A 20,989-nucleotide genomic window follows, 5' to 3' on the forward strand; every position below is an offset into this window, starting at 1 on the left:
TGTCACAATCATTACGAGACGTAGGCGTGTCCGGGCGTTTTGACAAATGCGACACTGTGAGACATGTGCGATGGATAACAGCCCGTGAAAAGCACCAAGGGCTTATCGGCTCAGCCGCACGAGGCAGAATGCTTCGATCTCGAAACACCACAACCGTCGAAAGATCGTTCCTTGCCCGATCACACCTCGTCGAACGCTCTCTGGCTCGAAGCACGGGACAAACCCCGCATCCGAACGAATGAGCTGCCGCCGATCTCAGGTGAAAACGCCCGCGTTGCGGCGCGCTACGGTGCGATCAGCCGCGGGACGGAGCGGCTGGTCAGCGCCGGAGAAGTGCCGCCGAGCGAGTTCGACCGTATGCGTGCGCCTTTTCAGTCCGGCGATTTTCCTTTCCCAGTCAGTTATGGCTACAGCGTCGCAGGTGTCGTCGAGGACGGACCGGAGGGTTGGATCGGATCTCGGGTTTTCTGCCTTCATCCGCATCAGGATCACTTTGTCGTGCCCGTAGAGGCCTTGCGCCCCGTGCCCGAAACGGTCCCCCTGGAGCGGGCCGTACTGGCCGCGAACATGGAGACAGCCGTCAACGTTGTGTGGGATGGTCAGATCCAGCCAGGCGACCGGGTTGCGATCGTCGGGGCGGGCGTGGTCGGGCTGCTCGCAGCGTTTGTTGCCGCGGCGATCCCCGGTACGCTCACCTATCTGATCGATCATGACCCCAGCAAAGCCGATGTCGCCGCGGCCCTCGGCCTGATCTTCTCCGGCCCCGAAAGCGCGCCGGAGGACTGCGACGTCGTGATCCACGCTACGGGTTCGGAAGGCGGTCTTGTCACGGCGATCGACGCCGCCGGTTTTGAGGGACGGATCGTCGAGGCAAGCTGGTACGGCACCCGCGCGGCGACGGTGCCGCTTGGGGCAGCATTCCATTCGCGTCGGCTGCAGATCGTCAGCAGCCAAGTCGGGCAGGTTTCCCCCTCGAGGCGGGCGCGGTGGAGCCGCTCGCGCCGGCTAGACCTGGCACTGTCGCTCCTGGAAGATCCGCGACTCGATGTGTTGATTTCAGGAGAGACGCCTTTCGCCGCACTCGCAGACACCTATCTCGACATCCTGATGGATCCCAAGGTTCTCTGCCACCGCATCAAATATTGAGGAAGACGAAGTTCCATGTTCGCAGTCGAAGTGACCGACCACATCATGATTGCCCATTCCTTGCCGCGCCCGGTGTTCGGTCCCGCGCAGGGTATGCATGGTGCAACTTTTACAGTGGATGCGGCCTTCTTCACCGAGGATCTCGACGACGACGGGCTCGCGGTCGATATCGGCGCGGCGAGCGAAATCCTTAGTGGCGTTCTCAAACCGCTCAATTACCAGAACCTCGACGAGATCACCGAATTCAACGGCAAGGTGACGACGACAGAATTTCTCGCCCGGCATATCTTTTCGAAGATCGCGAAGGAGATCGCTGCCGGTCGAATGGGCGAGGCCGGTGGGCGTGTTATGAAATTGCGAGTTCGGCTGCATGAATCTCAGGTCGCGCGGGCTTGGTACGAGGCGGCTCTTTGAGCCGACCGGTCGTCTTCGCGATCCCGGGCGATCTTCAGACTCGAACCGGCGGCTACGGTTACGATCGGAGAATGATAGAGGAGCTAACCGCTCTCGACTGCCGGGTGCAGCACATTCCCTTGCCGTCAGGTTTCCCCGATCCCTCCAAGAGCGAGATTGCCGCGACCACCCGCCTTTTTGCTGCGATCGAAGGCGGGTCGACGGTGCTGGTGGACGGCCTGGCCTTCGGCGCGCTGCCTGATCTTGCCGAGGCCGAGGCTGTTCGATTGGACCTCATTGCGCTCGTGCATCACCCGCTGTCGCTGGAAACTGGCCTTACCGCAGATCGGGTTGCCAAGTTGAAGGAGGACGAGACCCATGCGCTTCGTTTCGCCCGTTGCGTCGTCGTCACGAGTTCCGAGACGGGCCGTATTCTCACGCGCGACTTCGACGTGCCACGCGATCGCATCGCCGTCGTGCCGCCGGGGACCGACAGACGGCCTGTGCGCTCACGGCAGGAGCATATTCCTCTCATTCTCGCGGTTGGTTCTCTGATTCCGCGCAAGGGCTACGACATTCTGATCGAAGCGCTCGGCACATTGCAGGATCTCGTCTGGACATGTCGGATCGTCGGCAGTGCGGATATGGACCCCTCTCATGCTGCCGAGCTCGAAGCGCTTGTCACGCAGGTCGGGCTTGCGGAGCGTGTCCTCTTCGCCGGCTCCGTGGATGGGCTCGCGGCCGAATACGACGCGGCGGATATCTTCGCACTCGCCACTCGCTACGAGGGTTATGGCATGGTCTTCGGTGAGGCCCTAGCGCACGGACTACCCATCGTGGGGACGACTGGGGGAGCCGTATCCGATGTCGTCCCGGACTCAGCAGGAATACTCGTCGAGCCGGCCGACGCATGCATGTTTGCCGATGCCTTGCGGCGTATGATTTCGGACAGCGACTTGCGTTCGCGTTACGCAGAGGGCGCACGGCAGGCCGCCCAAAGGCTGCCGAGTTGGCGCGACTCGGCGATTGCCCTCAAAGATGTACTGCGGAGGTCGAAACAATGAGCGGTTTCGAAGCCGACTGGCTCACTCTACGCGAGCCTGCTGATCGCCGTGCCCGGAATCCGATCCTTCTGGAGGCTGCGGCGGCCTATGCGCTAGAGAAGATCGGCCCGATCGTTGATCTCGGCTGCGGGACGGGTTCGACCTTCCGCGCCCTCGATCCGCTGACAGCAAACGGGCGGTCCTGGATATTCGTCGACGACGATCCGCGTCTGCTCGACCGCGCACTGGAGGCGTTGCCGGCTACGGCCAACGAACGTGTGACGTTGCAGCGCGCCGACCTTGCTCAGCCGACTGAAACCCTGTTTGCCGGCGCGGCACTCGTGACGGCATCAGCGCTCTTCGATCTCGTATCATCGGCATACATCGTCGAGCTCGCGCAAGCGCTCCGTAGAGAGAATGTCGGCCTTTATACCGCGCTGACCGTCGACGGTCGGGTCGAATGGGAGAAGCCGCACGCGCTGGACGAGATCATTGTCGAGGCGTTCGCGCGGGACCAGAAGACCGATAAAGGATTTGGCGAAGGTCTGGGAGGTGATGCGGCGGCGGTCCTGGACGATGCTTTTCGGGCAGAAGGTTTTTCGATCCGTTCTTCGACCAGCGACTGGCTACTCGGCGCCGACGACGCCGAACTCCAAGATGCATTCCATAAGGGTTTCGCCCAAACGGCACGTGCTCGCCTCGATGCCGAAGATCTCGAAGAGTGGCTGGCATTCCGGGCATCGGCCGCACGCGAAGGCGCAATGGTCCGAGTCGGTCACCGCGATTGTCTCGCGTTCCCGCCGGGGTGAGCGCCAAGGGCTCATGTCATCCGATAGAGCGTCGCATCGCGTTTGAGGACGTGGTGCTGCAGAACGCCGGCCATATGCAGGAGAAAAAGGACGAGGATCGTGTAACCGAGCGTGACATGGACGGTCATGAAGATGCCGGCGAGCGCATCGTTTTTCCCTACCGGGCTCGGGATCGGGATGAGGCCGAATAGGCTCAAGGGAAAGCCGAATGCATTCGTCGCAAGGAAACCGAAAATCGGCATGGCGATCAATGCGACATAGAGAAGAACATGGACAGTGTCGGCAAGTCTCCTCTGCCATTCCGGCATTGGCGGATGTGCGGGGGCGCCCCGGACGAGCCGAACCGCCACCCGGGCCAGCATGATCCAGAGGATGAGAAAGCCGAAAGACTCGTGCAGCAGATAAAAGATTGGTTTGCTATCTTCGGCGATAAATTTGATGACCATGCCGAAGGGCCAGACCACCAAGACCATCACCGCGACTATCCAATGGAAAACTCTCGCGGTCGGGGCATATCGTGCTTCCTGTGGAAGACCTTCGGCGATGCCGTTCTTGTTATAAATCGCCTGGTCCATGCGAACGGGCCCATTCTGAAACTATCTTCATTTCGGTAAGTGTCGTTTCTGGCGTCGCAACCGTCAACCTGCGTGAAGACGTGGCACTTTTGCGCTAGGACGCGAGGGCGCCAAATGCCGGCACAGCATTTCTCGTGCACGTGATTCAGCGGAAGCAGCGCACAATTGAAATCCGTAAGGGTCGACGAACGGCTGACCGCGAGAACGAACTCCAACAAAGCACCGAGCACCGAAGTGTCCCGATAACCTCGGTCCAACGAACGATAAATAAATTTTATTGACTTAATCATCAGGGTCTATCAAAAAGGGACTTGTCTATGAGGATTTCCGGTGGGAAATTCTTATCGAATGCCGGACTGGGGCTCGGGAGGCTCGACTTTCCGGTGCGGCTCGTTAGGCTCTACTGGTGACTGAAGACCGGAGGGCTTCGGAACTCACGATCGAATGGGAGGAAACATGTCGATCAAGGTTTGTCTAAGAGCAGGCGCGGCGCTGGGCGCGCTCGTCGCAGTAACGGTATCGGCCACCGCACAAGAGTCGACCACGATCACCGTCGGGACCGTGAACAACTCGGACATGGTCCGCATGCAGGGCCTGACGAGCGACTTCGAGGAGAAGAACCCCGGGATCACGGTGAACTGGGTGACGCTCGAGGAGAACATTCTGCGCCAGCGCGTCACCACGGACATCGCGACCAATGGTGGCCAGTTCGACGTGATGACGATCGGTACCTACGAAGTTCCGATCTGGGCGAAGCAGGACTGGCTGGCCCCGCTCGATCAACTCGGCGACAGCTACGATATGGACGACCTGATCCCGTCGATCCGCAATGCGCTCTCGGTCGAGGACAATCTCTACGCCGCTCCGTTCTATGCCGAAAGCGTGCTGACGCTCTACCGCAAGGACCTGTTCGAGGAAGCCGGGCTCGAAATGCCCGAGCAACCGACCTGGGATTTTATCGCGGAAGCCGCCGAGAAGACCGCCGACAAGGACAACGGCGTCTACGGCATCTGCCTGCGCGGCAAGCCCGGCTGGGGTGAGAACATGGGCTTCCTCGGCAATATGGCCCGCGAATTCGGCGCGAACTATTTCGACGCCGACTGGCAGCCGCAGTTCGAGTCGGAAGGCTGGAAGAACGCGATCACCCTCTATGTCGACCTGATGACCAAATACGGTCCTCCGGGTGCGGCATCGAACGGCTTCAACGAGAACCTCTCGCTGTTCGGTCAGGGCAAATGCGCGATGTGGATCGACGCTTCTGTCGCAGCTTCCTTCGTGACCGACCCCGAGCAGAGCCAAGTTCCCGATCAGGTTGGTTTCGGAGCGGCTCCATGCGGGACCTCCGATTGTCCGAACTCCGGCTACAATTGGCTGTGGGCGTGGTCGCTAGCCGTTCCGAACGGTTCGCAGAAGCAGGAAGCGGCTCAGAAATTCATCAGTTGGGCGACTTCGAAGGAATACACCCAGCTCGTTGCCGAGCAGGAAGGCTGGGCCAACGTTCCTCCGGGCACGCGCCAGTCGCTCTATGAGAACCAGGAATATCTCGACGCGGCCCCGTTCGCGCAGGCAACGATCGACGCGATCAATTCGGCCGATCCTGAACCGACCGACGACAAGCCGTATTACGGCCTGCAATTTGCTGCGATCCCCGAGTTCCAGGGTATCGGCACGGCCGTCGGCCAGCAGATGGCGTCGGCGCTCTCCGGTTCGACCTCGGTCGATCAGGCACTGAGCCAAGCCCAGGCGATTGCGACCCGCGAAATGACCCGCGGCGGCTATATCGAATAGACCGCGAGGATCATAAGAGCACGACCCGGGCGGCCTTTTACCGCCCGGGACTTCGGCCACCGGGAGGACAAAGCCGAAGCAGTTGGAACAGGGTTCGGGTTGTACTCGGATCCCTTTGACAGGCCCGTTGCGCAGCTAGTCGCGCGCGGGCCACCGAAGATTACCGTGCGCCCCAGGATCGGGACGGGCGGGAACCGTTCCAACTCTCTTTCCTGCACTCCCGGCGAAATCATTGGACCCAGCGGTAACCTCGCGTTGCCGCCGCGCGGGGGATGTCATGGCGACACAGAACACGACCAAGGTAGCGCGGGCGATGATGGCGCCCTCGGTAATTGCGCTCCTCATCTGGATGATCGTCCCGCTGGCGATGACGCTGTACTACTCCACGCTCGGGTACAGCCTCTACAACCCGATTTCGACGCCCTTCGTCGGACTGGACAACTATACCTACTTTCTCACTGATCCAACCTTCATCGCAGCGCTGACCAACACGCTTGTCCTCGTAGTCGGGGTGCTGATCATCACCGTCGGCGGCGGCATTCTCATCGCGCTGCTGCTCGATCAGGACGTTTACGGCGTCAATGTCGTCCGACTCCTGGTGATCGCACCCTTCTTCGTCATGCCCACCGTCGCGGCGCTCGTCTGGAAGAACATGATGATGAACCCGGTCTATGGGGTAATCGGGCAGGCGATGTCCGGCCTCGGTCTTGCACCGATCGACTGGATGACGGATGTGCCTTTGACGTCGATCATCATCATCGTCGCCTGGCAATGGCTGCCCTTCGCGACGCTCATCCTTCTCACATCGTTGCAATCGCTTTCGGCCGATCAGAAGGAAGCCGCCGAAATGGATGGGGCGGGGGCTCTCTCGATCTTCTGGTATATCACGCTCCCGCATATGAGCCGCGCGATCACCGTCGTCGTCCTGATCCAGACGATCTTCCTGCTCTCGATCTTCGCCGAAATTCTCGTCACGACGAATGGCGGACCTGGATCGCAGTCAACCAATATCACCTATCTCGTCTACCAGCAGGCGATCTCGTTCGGCGACATCGGCGCCGCGTCCGCCGGCGGTATCGTAGCCGTTATCCTCGCCAACATTGTCGCGATCTTCCTGATCAAGGCGATCGGCAAGAACCTCGACGCGTAAAGGGAGGGGCATCGCCATGGCGCGCCAAGTCACCAAGCAACGCAAGATCGGCATGACAGTGCTCGCATGGGCTGTCGGCCTGCTGATCTTCTTCCCCATCCTCTGGACGTTCCTGACATCGTTCAAGACCGAACTGACGGCAATCTCGATCCCGCCTCAGTTCATGTTCTTCGACTGGACGACTGAGAACTATTCGACGATCAACAGTCAGGCGAACTATTTCCACTTCATGGCGAATTCGATCTATCTCGCCCTTGGATCGACGCTTCTCGGGCTGCTCTTCGCCATCCCGGCCGCCTGGGCGATGGCCTTCTCTCCGACGCCGCGCACCAAGGATATCCTTCTGTGGATGCTGTCGACCAAGATGCTCCCAGCCGTCGGCGTCTACATCCCGATCTATCTCCTCTTCATCAATCTCGGCCTGCTCGACTCTCGCTTCGGTCTGATCGTCGTTCTCTTTCTGATCAACCTGCCGATCATGGTTTGGATGCTCTACACCTACTTCAAGGAGATCCCAGTCGACATCCTGGAGGCGGCGCGCATGGATGGTGCTTCGTTGCGGCAGGAGATCACTCAGGTGCTGACGCCGATGGCTGTGCCGGGTATCGCCTCGACGGTTCTCCTCAACGTCATTCTCGCCTGGAATGAGGCCTTCTGGACGCTCAACCTGACGACGACGGACGCGGCTCCGCTGACCGCGTTCATCGCTTCCTACTCGTCGCCCCAGGGCAATTTCTACGCCAAGCTCTCCGCCGCCTCGATGCTGGCGATCGCGCCGATCCTCGTGGTCGGCTGGTTCAGCCAGAAACAGCTCGTACGCGGTCTCACCTTCGGCGCCGTCAAGTAAAGGATCAGGATCATGGGCAAAATCCAACTGCAAAGCGTGACCAAGGCGTTTGGCGGCGTGAAGGTCATTCCCGATCTCGATCTCGACATCGAGAATGGCGAATTTGTCGTCTTCGTCGGCCCGTCAGGATGCGGAAAATCCACCCTGCTGCGGCTTATCGCCGGGCTGGAGGATACGACGTCGGGCACCATCTCGATCGACGGGAAGGATGCGACGCACCTGCCGCCGGCGCAGCGCCGCCTTGCGATGGTGTTTCAATCCTACGCCCTCTACCCGCATATGAGCGTGAGGAAGAACATCGCCTTCCCCCTGAAGATGGCGGGCAGGAACAAGCAGGAGATCGACAAGCGCGTCGACAACGCTGCCAAGATCCTCAACCTCGCCGACTATATCGATCGTCGGCCCGGCCAGCTTTCCGGCGGCCAAAGGCAGCGCGTGGCGATCGGCCGGGCCATCGTGCGCGAGCCCGCGGCCTTCCTCTTCGACGAGCCGCTCTCGAACCTCGACGCGGCGCTACGCGTCGGTATGCGCCTCGAGATCTCCGAGCTTCATCAGCGCCTCAAGACGACGATGATCTACGTGACCCACGATCAGGTCGAAGCAATGACCATGGCCGACAAGATCGTTGTGCTGAGAGCAGGCAACATCGAGCAGGTGGGCTCACCGCTGGAACTCTACACCAAGCCGAGAAACACTTTCGTCGCCGGCTTCATCGGTTCGCCGAAGATGAACCTGATGGGCGGCTCGGACGCCAAGAGTCACAACGCCGACATGATTGGCGTGCGCCCCGAGCATATCGATCTCTCCCAGTCGGAAGGCCAGTGGAAGGGTGAAGTGAAGGTCTCCGAGCATCTCGGCTCCGACACCTTCCTGCACGTCCAGACCTCCGATCATTCCGAACCGCTGACGGTTCGGGCAGGCGGCGAATTCCCCGTGCATGCTGGGGACACGGTTTACATGACGCCCCAGCAGGACAAGATTCACCGCTTCGATGGAAAGGGTCTCGCGCTCCGCTGACGCCTTGGTGCTAAAGCAAATCCTCAAGTTCCGTTTCCGGAGCCTTGGGGCTTTGATGTCGAGTGAAGCCTGCCTTTCGACCGAACGACGGCGCCGGAGTAGAGATGTGCGCCGGAACAACAGATTGATTCTGCTGTGACGGTCACGCCGAATGATAGTACCGTTGACCGCATGAAAGCGGCTGGCGGACCAGGAGATTCGACGTGAACCAGCAAGCCAATTTGAACGACATGTCCGGCGTGATCGAGGCAGATCGCAGGCACGTCTGGCATCATCTGACCCAGCACAAACCCTACGAGACCATCGATCCGCGCGTGATGATCGAGGGCATAGGCATGCGGGTCTGGGATGCGACAGGCAAAGAGCATCTCGATGCTGTCTCGGGCGGCGTCTGGACCGTGAATATCGGCTACGGCCGCGAGACGATGGCGGATGTCATCCGCGATCAGCTGCTGAAGCTGAACTATTTCGCCGGAGCCAGCGGGTCTGTGCCCGGGGCGCTGTTCGCCCAACGTCTGATCGAGAAGATGCCGGGAATGAGCCGGGTTTACTATTCCAATTCCGGCTCGGAGGCGAACGAGAAAGTCTGGAAGATGGTCCGCCAGATTTCACATCGCCATCACGGCGGGAAGAAATCGAAAATCCTCTATCGCGAGCGCGACTATCACGGGACGACCTTCGGCGCGCTTTCGGCTGGAGGTCAGGCGCAACGGAACGCGCAATACGGGCCATTTATGCCTGGCTTCGTCGAGGTGCCGCATTGCCTGGAATATCGCAGCCAGTGGGGACCGGTCGACGACTACGGTGAGCGCGCCGCCAATGCGATCGAGGATGTGATCTTGCGCGAAGGACCGGACACCGTCGGCTGCCTCTGTCTCGAACCGATCACTGCCGGTGGCGGCATCATCACGCCGCCGGAAGGCTATTGGGAGCGGGTGCAGGACATCTGCCGAAAATACGATATCCTGCTCCACATCGACGAGGTGGTTTGCGGAATGGGGCGGACCGGCACATGGTTCGGCTACCAGCACTACGATGTCGAGCCCGATTTCGTGACATTGGCTAAAGGCGTCGCCTCGGGCTATGCGGCGATCTCCTGCACCGTGACGACCGAGGCGGTGTTCGATTATTTCAGGGACGATGCGGACGACCCGCTCAGCTTCTTCCGGGACATCTCCACCTTCGGCGGCTGCACCTCCGGCCCGGCTGCTGCGCTTGAAAACATGAGGATTCTCGAGGAGGAGAAGCTGGTCGACAACAGCGCGCGCATGGGCGAGCGGCTGATCGGCAATCTTCAAGCGCTGATGGAAAAGCACGCGGTGATCGGCGAAGCCCGGGGGCAGGGGCTTTTCGCGGGTGCCGAGCTCGTCTCCGATCGGGAGAGCCGCGAACCGGCGCCGGAGGCGCTGGTGAAGGCGGTCGTCGCAGACTGCATGTCGAACGGCGTCATTATCGGCGCGCAGAACAGGTCGCTTTCCGCCGGGCTGAACAACACGCTTCTCTTCGCACCCGCTCTCATCGCTACCGAAAACGATATCGACGAGATCACGGAGACCGTTGATGCGGCGCTGATGCGGATTTTCGGATAGGTCAGAGACGGCGACGGATGCTTGCCGCACCGATCGCAACGCTTACGAGGTTCGAGTCGGAAAATTTCTTCAGCCCGGCTTTTCAAGCCGTTCCGGATCGCTCAAGCTAGGCAGTGTTAGGGAGGATCGCCATGGCAACTCACGACACGGGCGGCTGGAGCCCGATGACCAAGGCGGACCGTAGCGGCGCGCGAATACTCGTGACGGTTCGCGGCGGCGAGCAGGGCGCACCCGAGGTGGATACCGTCCGCTGGGGTTTGCCGCGCGCTGGCCACGACAAGTGCTGGATTGCGACCGACAGCGGTCCGGAAGCGCAAGTCACCTATGAGGACGACGACCTGGTCGCATGGATGCCGCTTCCGACGCCTACGTCTGACCATGGGGTGACGAGCGCCGATGCAGTGCAACCGGCTCGAGAGAGCGATTTCCTCGAAGAGTCCGGCTCGGGAATCTGAGGTATCGGGAGCGGATGCTCCACGTGGCAACTTGGGTTACAGCGAAACTGCGACTTCGGATGCTGTCTTGCCGATCCGAATGAGCTCGGCTATCGATACGCCATGTACACGATCGCGCCCATCATGAAGGTCTGGTGGCGTCCGCTCTAAGGCGGCCGATCGACCTCGTGCGGGATCATTGTCGAAGGCTGCTGCGGAAACGCAAGCGGCCTTTTTCTTATGGCGCCGCTGCCGGCCAAGAACGCGATACGAAGGACAAGAGGCTATGGCGACCACGACGACGGATGACGAGCAAACCTTCTCGACCGAGGGCGGCGTCGAGATCACGCGGCGCTCGTGTGCGGTTCCTTATGCCGATGCGATCGAACCCTATTTCGACAAGCTCGATACGCGACGCGGCGCTGTTCTCTTCTCGAATTACGAGTATCCCGGTCGCTACACCAAACAGGACATCGCTTTCGTCGATCCTCCCCTGGTGCTCACTTCGGCGGGACGCCGCATGGTGATCGAGGCCCTGAACGGCAAAGGCGAAATCCTTCTGTCGATGATTGCCGGAGCCCTGGAGGGTCACGCCGATATCGCCAAGTTCGGGATGTCTGACGATGGCCGATCGGTTGAGCTAATGATCAAGGAACCGTCGGGCGCGGTCACTGAGGAGGAGCGTTCGCGGATACCGACGGTGTTCTCCGTCCTCCGCGCGATCGTTGCTCTCTTCAAAACCAGTGAGGACGCGCGCTGCGGGCTCTACGGCGCCTTCGGCTACGACCTCGCCTTCCAGTTCGATCCGATCGAGCAGAGCCTCGAACGGCCTGCCGACCAGCGCGATCTCGTTCTCTACATGCCGGACGAGGTGCTGGAGGTCGATCACTACTCGGCTTCTGCGGTTCTCTCGACATACGACTTCGCCAAGGGCTCGCTGTCGACGGCTTCTGTGAAGGGCGGCGGGAGCGACGACGGTTTCGAGCCGGCGAAGCGAATCCCGGGCCGCGGCGATCACGAGCCCGGTGAATATGCCGATCTCGTTCGCTCCGCCAAGGAGCGGTTCCGGCGGGGCGACCTCTTCGAGGTGGTTCCCGGTCAGGTCTTCTATGAGCGGGCCGAACATAAGCCGTCGGAGATTTCGCGTCGATTGAAAGCGGTAAATCCCTCGCCCTATTCTTTTTTCGTCAACCTCGGCTCGAACGAGTTTCTCGTTGGCGCCTCGCCAGAAATGTTCGTACGGGTCGCCGGCAAACGCGTAGAGACCTGCCCGATTTCGGGCACCGTTCCGCGCGGTCAGGATGCGATCGGCGACGCCGAGCAGGTGCTGAAGCTCCTCAACTCCAAGAAGGATGAGTCGGAACTCACCATGTGTTCCGACGTCGACCGAAACGACAAGAGCCGGGTCTGCGATCCCGGCTCGGTGAAAGTCATTGGCCGACGTCAGATCGAAATGTATTCGCGGCTGATCCACACGGTCGATCACATCACCGGCGTTCTCCGCGACGGGATGGATGCCTTCGACGCCTTCCTCTCACACGCCTGGGCGGTGACGGTGACCGGCGCGCCGAAGCTCTGGGCGATGCGGTTCATCGAAAAGCACGAGAAGAGCCCACGCGCCTGGTATGGCGGCGCTGTCGGCATGGTGCATTTCAATGGGGACCTGAACACCGGGCTAACGTTGCGTACGATCCGTCTCAAGGACGGAATTGCCGAAGTGCGCGCCGGCGCGACGCTGCTCTTCGATTCAGATCCGGACGCCGAAGAGGCTGAGACGGAGCTGAAGGCCTCGGCATTGCTCGGCGCGATCCGCGAGGCCGGTATGGCCAATGAGGGCGCGGCGAAGCTCGCGGCGGCGAAGGTAGGAGAGGGATTGACGATCCTCCTCGTCGATCACGAAGACTCTTTCGTTCATACGCTCGCGAATTACTTCCGGCAGACGGGGGCAGAAGTTTCGACGGTTCGCACACCGGTGCCGCAGGAGATCTTCGACCGCATCAATCCCGATCTCGTCGTTCTCTCGCCCGGTCCAGGAACGCCCTCGGACTTCGATTGTGCCGCGACGATCAGGCGGGCCCGAGAACATGGCTCGGCGGTCTTTGGTGTCTGCCTCGGACTTCAGGCGCTGGCGGAAGCCTATGGAGGCGAGCTCAGAACCCTTCACATTCCCTATCACGGCAAGCCATCGCGCATCCGTATCTCGAAGCCGGGGATCGTCTTCTCCGGACTGCCAGATGAGGTCACGATCGGACGCTATCACTCGATCTTTGCCGATCCGGTCCGGTTGCCGCGTGACTTCGAGGTTACGGCTGAGAGCGAGGACGGCATCGTGATGGCCTTCGAGCATCGCTCCGAGCCAGTCGCCGCGGTACAGTTCCATCCCGAGAGCATTATGAGCCTCGGCGGCGAGGCGGGACTGCGGATGATCGAGAACGTCGTTGCCCATCTTCCGCGCCGTGCGAAGGAGCGGGCCGCCTAGGCATGTCCGAGACCGACAGGATCGAGGAAGGCGCTTCGCTGGCAAAGCGGATCGCGATGGCATCAGTCGCCATCGCGTTCGTCGTGCTGGTGATCAAATACGCCGCCTATCACGTCACCGGATCGGTGGCGCTTTTCTCCGATGCGATGGAGTCGATAGTCAACGTCGTGGCGGGGCTCATCGCGCTCTGGGCGATCACGCTGTCCTATAAGCCAGCAGACGACGACCACCCGTTTGGCCACAGCAAGGCGGAGTATTTTTCCGCCGTAGTTGAGGGCGTGTTGATCGCGCTCGCTGCGATTCTCATTCTCGCCGAGGCTTGGGACGCCTTCCGAGCACCCCGTTCCCTGGAAATGCCAGTATTGGGGCTCATCATCAACGGCGTCGCGACGGTCGTCAATTTTGGCTGGGCCACCTACCTGTTGCGGCTCGCCCGGCGCCGGCGGTCTCCGGCCTTTGCAGCTGACGGCAGACATCTCATGGCGGATGTCGTGACTTCGGTTGGCGTCATCGCCGGCCTTGTCCTTGCGACGTGGACGAATGTCCCGGTGCTCGATCCGCTGCTTGCCGCCTTTGTTGCGCTGAACATTCTTCGCGAAGGGTATGCGGTTATTTCGAACTCGCTTTCGGGCCTTATGGATCGGGCGATGGAACCGGAAGAGGAGGGTCGGGTGCGTGAAATCGTCTCTTCGAACGCAGATGGCGCTATCGAGGTACACGAACTACGCACACGCCTGTCAGGCCGAATGATCTTCATCGAGTTCCACCTGGTCGTGCCAAGCAGGATGACGGTTGGCGATTCCCATGTCATCTGCGACCGAATCGAGAACGCGCTGTTCGAGGCCTTTCCGACGGCCCGCATCCAGATTCACGTGGAACCGGAAGAAGAAGCACAGATCACAGGCGTTCCAGTCATCTAAGGGCTAGGCTCTGGCGCGGCGCAATGTAGGCGGCGCCATCGATTTAGCGATCGCCCTGAGATCGTGGCCATCCGCCTCGATGCGGGCGCGGGTCAGGCTGCCGGGGAGGGCAAGGAGACGGCGAGCGGCCATATGGTCGCCCGCTGCGTTGACCGTTTCGACACTGACGAGATGATCGTCACGGTAGCCAAGAACGGTGAGGCACGATCCATCACCTGGGCGGGCCTCAAAATAGTTGGCGGCACTTGGCAGCCCGGCGATTTGAAGCTTCTGGTCACCCTGATCGCTCCAGAACCATGGCACGGCATGGTAGGAGGTGCCGCCTTCGCCCTTCGCGAGGTAGCGGGATAAGTGCTTGGCCTGATCGGTCGCCGCCTGAACCGATTCCAGCCGCTGGTGAATTCCGTCGATGGTGAGAACCGCCGCGCAGTCCCCGATCGCGAAGATCGCGGGATCGTCGGTCGTAAGCTGGCCGTCCACCACGATGCCGTTTCGGCACTGGAGGCCGGCCTTTTCGGCGAGTGTGGTCGACGGTTTCACACCTGCTGCGAGGAGAACAAGTTCGCCTGCCAGCGACTGACCGTCCGCGAGGCGGACAGACTCGATCCTTCCTTCGTTCGAGCCCGCAATCTCCGCGACCGGAGCGTCAAGGAGAACTGTGTTTCCGATCGAGCGATGAAAATCGAGGAAATGTGCGGAGATGGCCGGTGAGACCGCACGAGCCATCAGGCGCGAACTGGCCTCCGTGACGGTTGAGGTCACACGTTGAAGAGCGGCCATTGCCGCAAACTCGAGCCCGATGAAGCCACCGCCGATGACGATCGCCTGCTTAGCTACGGCCAGGCGCTCGCGGATCGTCTCAGCATGGGCCAGCGTCCGCAATTCCAGAAGCGCAGGATGGTCGGCGCCCGTCAGCGGTGGGCGAACGTTCTCGGCGCCAATCGCGAGAACAAGGCGATCATAGCCGATAGTATCGTCTCGATCGGTCACGATGTGCTTGTTGGCACGATCGATCTCCGTCACACGTGTACCTTTGATCACCTCGATCTGATTGCTGGCGAAGAAGCTTTCAGGCTTCAGCAACAGCCGGCTTGCATCACCATCTTTCATGAAGGTTTTTGAGAGAGGCGGACGCTGATAGGGCAGGTGGGGCTCGTCGCCGACCATCGTCAGAGTGCCCTCGAAGCCATCCTGCCGAAGGCTCGTGACGAGTTGCACAGCCGCATGACCGGCACCCACGACTACGATTCTCATAAAGTGTAAGCTCCTGCGCCTCTAACCTTCCGGTTGTAATCGCCGATCGCAGGATCTGATGCAACCTGCCTTCGGAAGCGCGAGGACGACGATGGTCTCAGACGACCGCATTTCGACAGAGCTTTACCCGTATCATTCCGGATCGAGCTCGGTATCCCAGTATAGATAGTCGAGCCAGCTCTCGTGGAGGTAGTTCGGCGGGAAGAGCCGGCCATTATTATGCAGGTCATGGACCGTCGGCTGATATGGCTTCTGCTGCGGGAACATTCCTGCCGCTTTCGGCATGTGCCCGCCCTTCCTCAGGTTGCACGGCGAGCAGGCCGCGACGACGTTCTCCCAGGTCGTGAGCCCCCCCTTCGAGCGCGGGACCACGTGATCGAAGGTGAGATCATTGTGGTCACCGCAATACTGGCACTGGAAGCGGTCGCGCAGGAAGACGTTAAACCTCGTGAAGGCGGGATTGCGAGCCGGCTTCACATAGCTTTTTAAGCAGACAACCGATGGCAGCCGCATGGATGCTGTCGGGCTGTGAACCGCACGGTCGTACTCTGCTACGATGGTCACCCGATCCAGAAACACCGCCTTGATCGCGTCCTGCCACGACCAGAGCGAAAGTGGATAATAGCTCAGTGGTCGGTAGTCTGCGTTAAGGACGAGCGCCGGAGATAAATCGTTTGGGACGCCGATCGTCACCGACAAACTCCTCTTCTCACTGAGGCCCAGTAGGGCCACTGCGATTTATCGTGCGCCAACACGACAGCTTTGTGAAGCCTCATCACCGGTCTGTGCGGCGCTTTGGCCTTGAGTCGCAAACGCTTCTCTATGGTCTTCACAACGAACGACGTGGTTGAGAAGCTGTGGATAAACTGTGCGGAGGCTATGCGCAGCCTGTGGAAAGCACGCAGTGAGCCACGCGTGCGGATCAACCGACCGGAGTTCCGTCGCGGCGGTTGCGCGTCGCATAATAGGCCCAAAAGAGCCGCGCCGCGGTGGAGCGGTGGGGAGCCCAGCTCTCCGCGATCGCCGAGAGTTCTTCCGGCTTCGGCCGATCTTCGAGGCCGAATACCATCCTGACCGCCTCCTGAAGCGCGAGGTCCCCGACCGGGAAGACATCGCGGTGGCCAACCGCGAACAGAAGATAGCATTCTGCCGTCCAGACCCCGATGCCCCTGAGTTTGACGAGATCCGCGATCGCATCTCTGCCGCTGGCGGAGGCGAGGCGGGCAAAGTCGAGTGTTCCCTCGGCCCGAGCGCGGGCGAGTTCCCTAATTGTCGCCTGCTTGGGTCGAGAGAGCCCGGCCCTGCGGAGGGCCCCTTCGTCGAGCGCCAAGATGGCATCATGGTCGTCGAGATCGGCCTCGGCTTCGAGTCGGCGAAAGATCGCGTCCGCACTCGCCTTCGACACCTGTTGGGCGACAACGATGGCACAAAGGCCGCGCAGCCCTTCGGCCTGCCTGCGTATGGGTATACTCCCTGCTGTTTCGATCACCGGTAGAAGGCGCGGATCGAGCGCTGCCAATGCATCGAGTTCGGTAAGGATGTCTTCGGCACTGGTGATACGGCCAATCGGGCGGTCGATCATTTCAATTCCTTCGCTTGCGATCCTTCTTTAAGACGGAAGGACATATAGCGGTGCGAGGAACAAGCGGCGGGATGGATATCGGTGCGGGAGCATGGGAGGTGGATCATTCGACTCCCGTCTTTCGCTTTGCGCCGAGCCCGAATGGCGAGCTTCATATCGGACATGCCTATTCGGCGCTGATCAATCATCGAATGGCGCGTGAGAACAATGGTCGATTCCTCTTGCGCCTAGAGGACATCGATACCGCTCGATGCACAGCAGCCTTCGAAGAACAAATTGTCGAAGACCTTCATTTTCTAGGTGTCGATTGGGACGAAACCCGTCGGCGTCAGTCAGACCATTTCGCAGACTATGCCGCTGCACTCGAAACCTTGCACGATGCCGCGCTCGTCTACCCAGGCTTCATGACACGCGGAGAAATCCGTCGCTTTGCCGAGCGCTACGAGGAGGACGATGGCAGAACATGGCCGCGCGATCCGGACGGTGCGCCACTCTATCCGGGCCTTGATCGTTCCATTCCCGAAAGCGAACGTCAGAGAAGGATGGCAGAGGGCGAAAAGTATGTCTGGCGGCTCGACTTGACCGCCGCGATGGCACTAACGCCCGCACTCGATTGGCAGGAATGGGGTGGAGGCCCGAACGGTGAGACCGGGTTGATCCCCGCCGATCCGAAAGTCTGGGGCGACGTTGTGCTTGCTCGCAAGGATATCCCGACAAGCTATCATCTTTCGGTCACTGTCGATGATGCGCTTCAGGGCGTAACCGACGTCGTGCGGGGGCGGGACCTTTTCCACTCCACCAGCGTCCACCGGCTGCTTCAGACGGTGCTCGGATTTCCGGCTCCACGTTACCACCATCATGACCTGATCTTCGGTGAGGACGGGCGCAAGCTCTCCAAGAGCGCCGGCGATACTTCGATCCGATCGCTCCGCGCCGCCGGTTGCACGCGTAACGACATCGTCAGGATGATCGGGCTAGAGGGTGCTTTCTAAGCAGATAGAGGGTCGAACGGGCGCGATCCATCAAGGAGCTTCAAAGGCTTCGTCGGGAATGCGATTCAAACAAGGAGCGGGTTTTAAGTTGCTCAAGGAATTTAAGGAATTTGCCCTGAAGGGTAATATGGTGGATCTCGCGATCGGTATCATTATCGGTGCGGCGTTTTCCGGCCTTGTGAATTCGGTGGTGGAAGATCTCTTCATGCCGATAGTCGCAACGCTGACGGGGGGTGTGGACTTCACCAACAAATTTTTTGGTCTGGCGGAAAGCGTGAATGCGTCAAGTCTTGCTGCTGCGCGGGAGCAGGGCCCGGTGCTCGCCTACGGCAACTTCGTCACTCTTCTCATCAATTTCCTCATCGTGGCTTTCATTCTGTTCATGGTCGTCAAGGCAATGAACCGCCTGAAACGCAGAGAAGAGGAGAAGCCCGCCGAGGTCGCCAAAGTGCCGCGCAACGAAGCTTTGCTCGAGGAGATCCGAGACCTCCTCGCTAAGCAGTCGAGCGGCACTCCGAGGGTTTGAGGAGCCGCGGGTCTTCGTACCCGCAGGCGATGTGACCAAAGACGGCGGACGGGGTCGCGTCCCCGTCCGCCGTTCTCGTTCATACCCTCAGCGCGGTGCGATCATCGTCGAGGGGTCGACGATGCGGTCGTAATCTTCGGCTGATACTAAGCCGGAGGCTATCGCTTCGTCGCGAAGCGTTGTGCCATTCTTGTGCGCGGTCTTGGCAATGTTTGCAGCGTTATCGTAGCCGATAGAGGGCGCGAGCGCGGTGACCAGCATCAGCGACTGCTCCATGAGGCTCTTGATACGTGCCTCGTTTGCTTCGATTCCGTCGACGCAGTGCTCCGCAAAGCTTTCCATCCCGTCGGCGAGCAGTCTGATGGAAGAAAGGACGGCGTTGGCGATCACCGGCTTGAAGACGTTGAGCTCGAAATGACCTTGGCTCGCGGCGACGGTTACCGTCGTCTCGTGCCCGAATACCTCGGTGGCGACCATCGTAAGCGCTTCCGCTTGGGTCGGATTGACCTTTCCCGGCATGATCGACGAACCGGGCTCGTTCGCCGGCAGGCTCAGTTCGCCGAGGCCGGAGCGCGGGCCCGAGCCGAGGAAGCGGATGTCGTTCGCGATCTTCATCAGGTCGGCGGCCAACGTGTTGAGCGAACCATGGAAGAAGGCGAGGGCGCCATGGGAAGCGAGTGCCTCGAACTTGTTTTCGGCGGTGCGGAACGGATGACCGGTGAGGCTCGCGACCTCCGCGGCGATCGCCGTGTCGAAGCCGATCGGCGCGTTCAGCCCGGTGCCGACCGCCGTGCCGCCCTGGGCAAGCGCCAGAACCCCCTCTAGCGAGACGCTGACACGCTTCTTGGCAAGTTCCAGCGCCATCGCATAGCCCGAGAATTCCTGGCCGAGCGTCACCGGCGTTGCGTCCTGCGTATGGGTGCGGCCGATCTTGATGATGCCCTTATATTCTTCGGCTTTCTTTTCGAGCGAAGCATGCAGGCGGTCGAGGGCCGGCATGAGGCGCTTGTGGGTCTCGACGACGGTCGCGACATGCATCCCCGTCGGGAAGACGTCGTTCGAGGACTGGCTCATATTGACATGGTCATTGGGATGGACCGGCTTCTTCGAGCCCATCGTTCCGCCGGCCATCTCGATCGCCCGGTTCGAGATCACTTCATTGACGTTCATGTTGGTTTGCGTGCCCGAGCCAGTCTGCCAGACGACGAGCGGGAAGTGATCGTCGAGCTTGCCGGCGATGATCTCGTCGGCTGCCTTTTCGATGAGGTCGGCGAGCTCCTTCTCGAGCTTGCCTTTGGCGTAATTGACTCGAGCCGCCGCCTTTTTGACGGTTGCGAGCGCCACGATGAGCGGCATTGGTTGGCGATCGCCGCCGATCTTGAAGTTATTGCGCGAGCGTTCGGTCTGGGCCCCCCAATAACGATCGGCTTCAACTTCAATCGCGCCGATCGAGTCGGTTTCGGTCCTGGTGCTCATCGCTCATCTTTCCTGATCTTTCGGCATCCCGCCGCCATTAGTGAGCCACGGCATAACGCCGCCTTGGCGCACGGAAAAGGGCCACGCGTGAGGAAGACGTGCGATCACGTTCGAAAAGAGTGAAACAGAAGTGGAAAGCACCGTAGCGTCATGAGATTTTCGTGACCCCGCTTCGATTTCAATCATGCATGATCTATATCGATTGCCATGACGGATAAAAACGCTACCGATATTGATTGGGAGAGGCTGAACGAGAGCGTCGTAACGCGTCTGCATCTCGATGATGCTCTTTGCTTTGCGCTCTACAACGCGACGAATGCGATCATTCGGGCCTACAGGCCGCTTTTACACAAAATAAATCTGACCTACCCGCAATATCTTGTCATGATGGCGCTTTGGGACGAAGGCGCCATGCGAATCGTCGACGTCGCCCGGCGCCTCGATCTCGCGCCCAACGCGATTACGCCGCTGGTGGACCGGCTCGAGAAGATCGAACTTGTCTCGCGAGTGCCGTCCGAAACGGATCGGCGCACGTCGATGATTCATCTGACCGATCGTGGCGCCGAACTGGAGAAGGAGGCCTCGATCATTCAGCAGGCCATCTCCTGCAATATTGCGTTGGATTCCGATCGCCACGGTCCGCTGTTGCACGACCTCAAGCGGATCGTCGCCGGAATGGAGCAGGGCGATCTTCTGAGGGGGCGCGAAAAAAAGGATTAAAACTGCCGCGCCGTGCCCTGGTCGATTGAGGAGATTGGCGGTCCAAGAATCTACCCCGGACGCGACATGCGCGATAGCCATGCCCGAAAGTGCATCAAGGCGAATTCGACAGCGTCTATCCCGCGATCAAGGAGACGATTAATCAGGTCGGCGTGCCAAAGCGGGAGCGCGAGGATTCCATGGCGATAATCAAAAGCTATCGCTCGATGCTCGTGGCGCCGGAAAACCGAGCAGCCTGATCCTCGCCGC

21 protein-coding genes are annotated in these 20,989 nt (G+C 60.4%); 16 read left to right on the forward strand and 5 right to left on the reverse strand.

Annotated elements, in window-relative coordinates; translation table 11 throughout:
- The first annotated feature begins 171 nt into the window (after positions 1-171).
- Genes FP2506_RS05400 through FP2506_RS05415 form a run of 4 tightly spaced genes read left to right on the forward strand, consistent with a single transcriptional unit; the run spans position 172 to position 3,391 of the window.
- Positions 172-1,146 carry a zinc-dependent alcohol dehydrogenase gene (locus FP2506_RS05400; RefSeq protein ID WP_040489436.1) on the forward strand — a complete coding sequence of 325 codons (975 nt, stop codon included), beginning with the start codon at positions 172-174 and terminating at the stop codon, positions 1,144-1,146.
- A gap of 15 nt (positions 1,147-1,161) precedes the next feature.
- Positions 1,162-1,560 (forward strand): 6-pyruvoyl trahydropterin synthase family protein, encoded by a 399-nt coding sequence (locus tag FP2506_RS05405; RefSeq protein ID WP_007066397.1) that lies wholly within the window; start codon positions 1,162-1,164, stop codon positions 1,558-1,560.
- Entirely contained in the window at positions 1,557-2,603 is a 1,047-nt protein-coding gene (locus tag FP2506_RS05410) for a glycosyltransferase family 4 protein (protein ID WP_007066398.1), read from the forward strand. Before FP2506_RS05405 ends, FP2506_RS05410 begins: the two co-directional genes overlap by 4 nt.
- Positions 2,600-3,391: a class I SAM-dependent methyltransferase gene (locus FP2506_RS05415; RefSeq protein WP_007066399.1), complete on the forward strand. Its 792-nt coding sequence runs from the start codon at positions 2,600-2,602 to the stop codon at positions 3,389-3,391. The genes FP2506_RS05410 and FP2506_RS05415 overlap by 4 nt, the downstream gene beginning before the upstream one ends.
- 11 nt (positions 3,392-3,402) lie before the next feature.
- Here FP2506_RS05415 and FP2506_RS05420 read toward each other — a convergent pair whose 3' ends face one another.
- Positions 3,403-3,966: a cytochrome b gene (locus FP2506_RS05420; protein ID WP_007066400.1), complete on the reverse strand. Its 564-nt coding sequence runs from the start codon at positions 3,964-3,966 to the stop codon at positions 3,403-3,405.
- Between the two features lie 456 nt (positions 3,967-4,422).
- Here FP2506_RS05420 and FP2506_RS05425 point away from each other — a divergent pair, with 456 nt between their 5' ends.
- From FP2506_RS05425 to FP2506_RS05460, 8 genes are all read left to right on the forward strand, one after another.
- On the forward strand, positions 4,423-5,754 hold the full coding sequence (locus FP2506_RS05425; protein WP_007066401.1) for an ABC transporter substrate-binding protein: 1,332 nt from the start codon (positions 4,423-4,425) through the stop codon (positions 5,752-5,754).
- Positions 5,755-6,031: 277 nt separating this feature from the next.
- A complete protein-coding gene (locus FP2506_RS05430) occupies positions 6,032-6,904 on the forward strand; it encodes a carbohydrate ABC transporter permease (RefSeq protein WP_007066402.1) in 873 nt (290 codons plus the stop codon).
- A gap of 16 nt (positions 6,905-6,920) precedes the next feature.
- The gene (locus FP2506_RS05435) at positions 6,921-7,751 is read left to right on the forward strand and encodes a carbohydrate ABC transporter permease (RefSeq protein WP_007066403.1); all 831 of its coding nucleotides are present in this window, start codon (positions 6,921-6,923) and stop codon (positions 7,749-7,751) included.
- Between the two features lie 12 nt (positions 7,752-7,763).
- On the forward strand, positions 7,764-8,768 hold the full coding sequence (locus FP2506_RS05440; RefSeq protein WP_007066404.1) for an ABC transporter ATP-binding protein: 1,005 nt from the start codon (positions 7,764-7,766) through the stop codon (positions 8,766-8,768).
- A 203-nt stretch (positions 8,769-8,971) separates the two neighbouring features.
- On the forward strand, positions 8,972-10,357 hold the full coding sequence (locus FP2506_RS05445; RefSeq protein WP_274533395.1) for an aminotransferase family protein: 1,386 nt from the start codon (positions 8,972-8,974) through the stop codon (positions 10,355-10,357).
- A gap of 131 nt (positions 10,358-10,488) precedes the next feature.
- The gene (locus tag FP2506_RS17910) at positions 10,489-10,812 is read left to right on the forward strand and encodes a hypothetical protein (RefSeq protein ID WP_007066407.1); all 324 of its coding nucleotides are present in this window, start codon (positions 10,489-10,491) and stop codon (positions 10,810-10,812) included.
- 265 nt (positions 10,813-11,077) lie between these two features.
- The gene (locus tag FP2506_RS05455) at positions 11,078-13,270 is read left to right on the forward strand and encodes an anthranilate synthase (protein WP_007066408.1); all 2,193 of its coding nucleotides are present in this window, start codon (positions 11,078-11,080) and stop codon (positions 13,268-13,270) included.
- A 2-nt stretch (positions 13,271-13,272) separates the two neighbouring features.
- Positions 13,273-14,190, forward strand: coding sequence for a cation diffusion facilitator family transporter (locus FP2506_RS05460; protein ID WP_007066409.1), 918 nt, complete (start codon positions 13,273-13,275; stop codon positions 14,188-14,190).
- Positions 14,191-14,193: 3 nt separating this feature from the next.
- On the opposite strand, the gene FP2506_RS05465 is transcribed toward FP2506_RS05460, so the two are convergent.
- The 3 genes from FP2506_RS05465 to FP2506_RS05475 form a co-directional block, all read right to left on the reverse strand.
- The gene (locus tag FP2506_RS05465) at positions 14,194-15,444 is read right to left on the reverse strand and encodes an NAD(P)/FAD-dependent oxidoreductase (RefSeq protein WP_007066410.1); all 1,251 of its coding nucleotides are present in this window, start codon (positions 15,442-15,444) and stop codon (positions 14,194-14,196) included.
- Between the two features lie 132 nt (positions 15,445-15,576).
- Positions 15,577-16,137: an HNH endonuclease gene (locus tag FP2506_RS05470; protein ID WP_040489438.1), complete on the reverse strand. Its 561-nt coding sequence runs from the start codon at positions 16,135-16,137 to the stop codon at positions 15,577-15,579.
- 229 nt (positions 16,138-16,366) lie between these two features.
- Positions 16,367-17,026: a DNA-3-methyladenine glycosylase family protein gene (locus tag FP2506_RS05475; protein ID WP_007066412.1), complete on the reverse strand. Its 660-nt coding sequence runs from the start codon at positions 17,024-17,026 to the stop codon at positions 16,367-16,369.
- 71 nt (positions 17,027-17,097) lie between these two features.
- Between FP2506_RS05475 and gluQRS the strand changes: the two genes are divergently transcribed.
- Positions 17,098-18,018, forward strand: a complete 921-nt coding sequence (gene gluQRS / locus FP2506_RS05480) for a tRNA glutamyl-Q(34) synthetase GluQRS (RefSeq protein WP_007066413.1) — start codon at positions 17,098-17,100, stop codon at positions 18,016-18,018.
- Between the two features lie 88 nt (positions 18,019-18,106).
- On the forward strand, positions 18,107-18,544 hold the full coding sequence (gene mscL, locus FP2506_RS05485) for a large conductance mechanosensitive channel protein MscL (RefSeq protein ID WP_040488932.1): 438 nt from the start codon (positions 18,107-18,109) through the stop codon (positions 18,542-18,544).
- A gap of 87 nt (positions 18,545-18,631) precedes the next feature.
- On the opposite strand, the gene fumC is transcribed toward mscL, so the two are convergent.
- Positions 18,632-20,020, reverse strand: coding sequence for a class II fumarate hydratase (gene fumC, locus FP2506_RS05490; RefSeq protein ID WP_007066415.1), 1,389 nt, complete (start codon positions 20,018-20,020; stop codon positions 18,632-18,634).
- 207 nt (positions 20,021-20,227) lie between these two features.
- Here fumC and FP2506_RS05495 point away from each other — a divergent pair, with 207 nt between their 5' ends.
- Positions 20,228-20,740 carry a MarR family winged helix-turn-helix transcriptional regulator gene (locus FP2506_RS05495; RefSeq protein WP_007066416.1) on the forward strand — a complete coding sequence of 171 codons (513 nt, stop codon included), beginning with the start codon at positions 20,228-20,230 and terminating at the stop codon, positions 20,738-20,740.
- Between the two features lie 89 nt (positions 20,741-20,829).
- Positions 20,830-20,979, forward strand: a complete 150-nt coding sequence (locus FP2506_RS18935) for a globin family protein (RefSeq protein ID WP_007066417.1) — start codon at positions 20,830-20,832, stop codon at positions 20,977-20,979.
- Positions 20,980-20,989 lie beyond the last annotated feature (10 nt).

The sequence above is a fragment of the Fulvimarina pelagi HTCC2506 genome (genome assembly GCF_000153705.1).
GTDB lineage: Bacteria > Pseudomonadota > Alphaproteobacteria > Rhizobiales > Rhizobiaceae > Fulvimarina > Fulvimarina pelagi.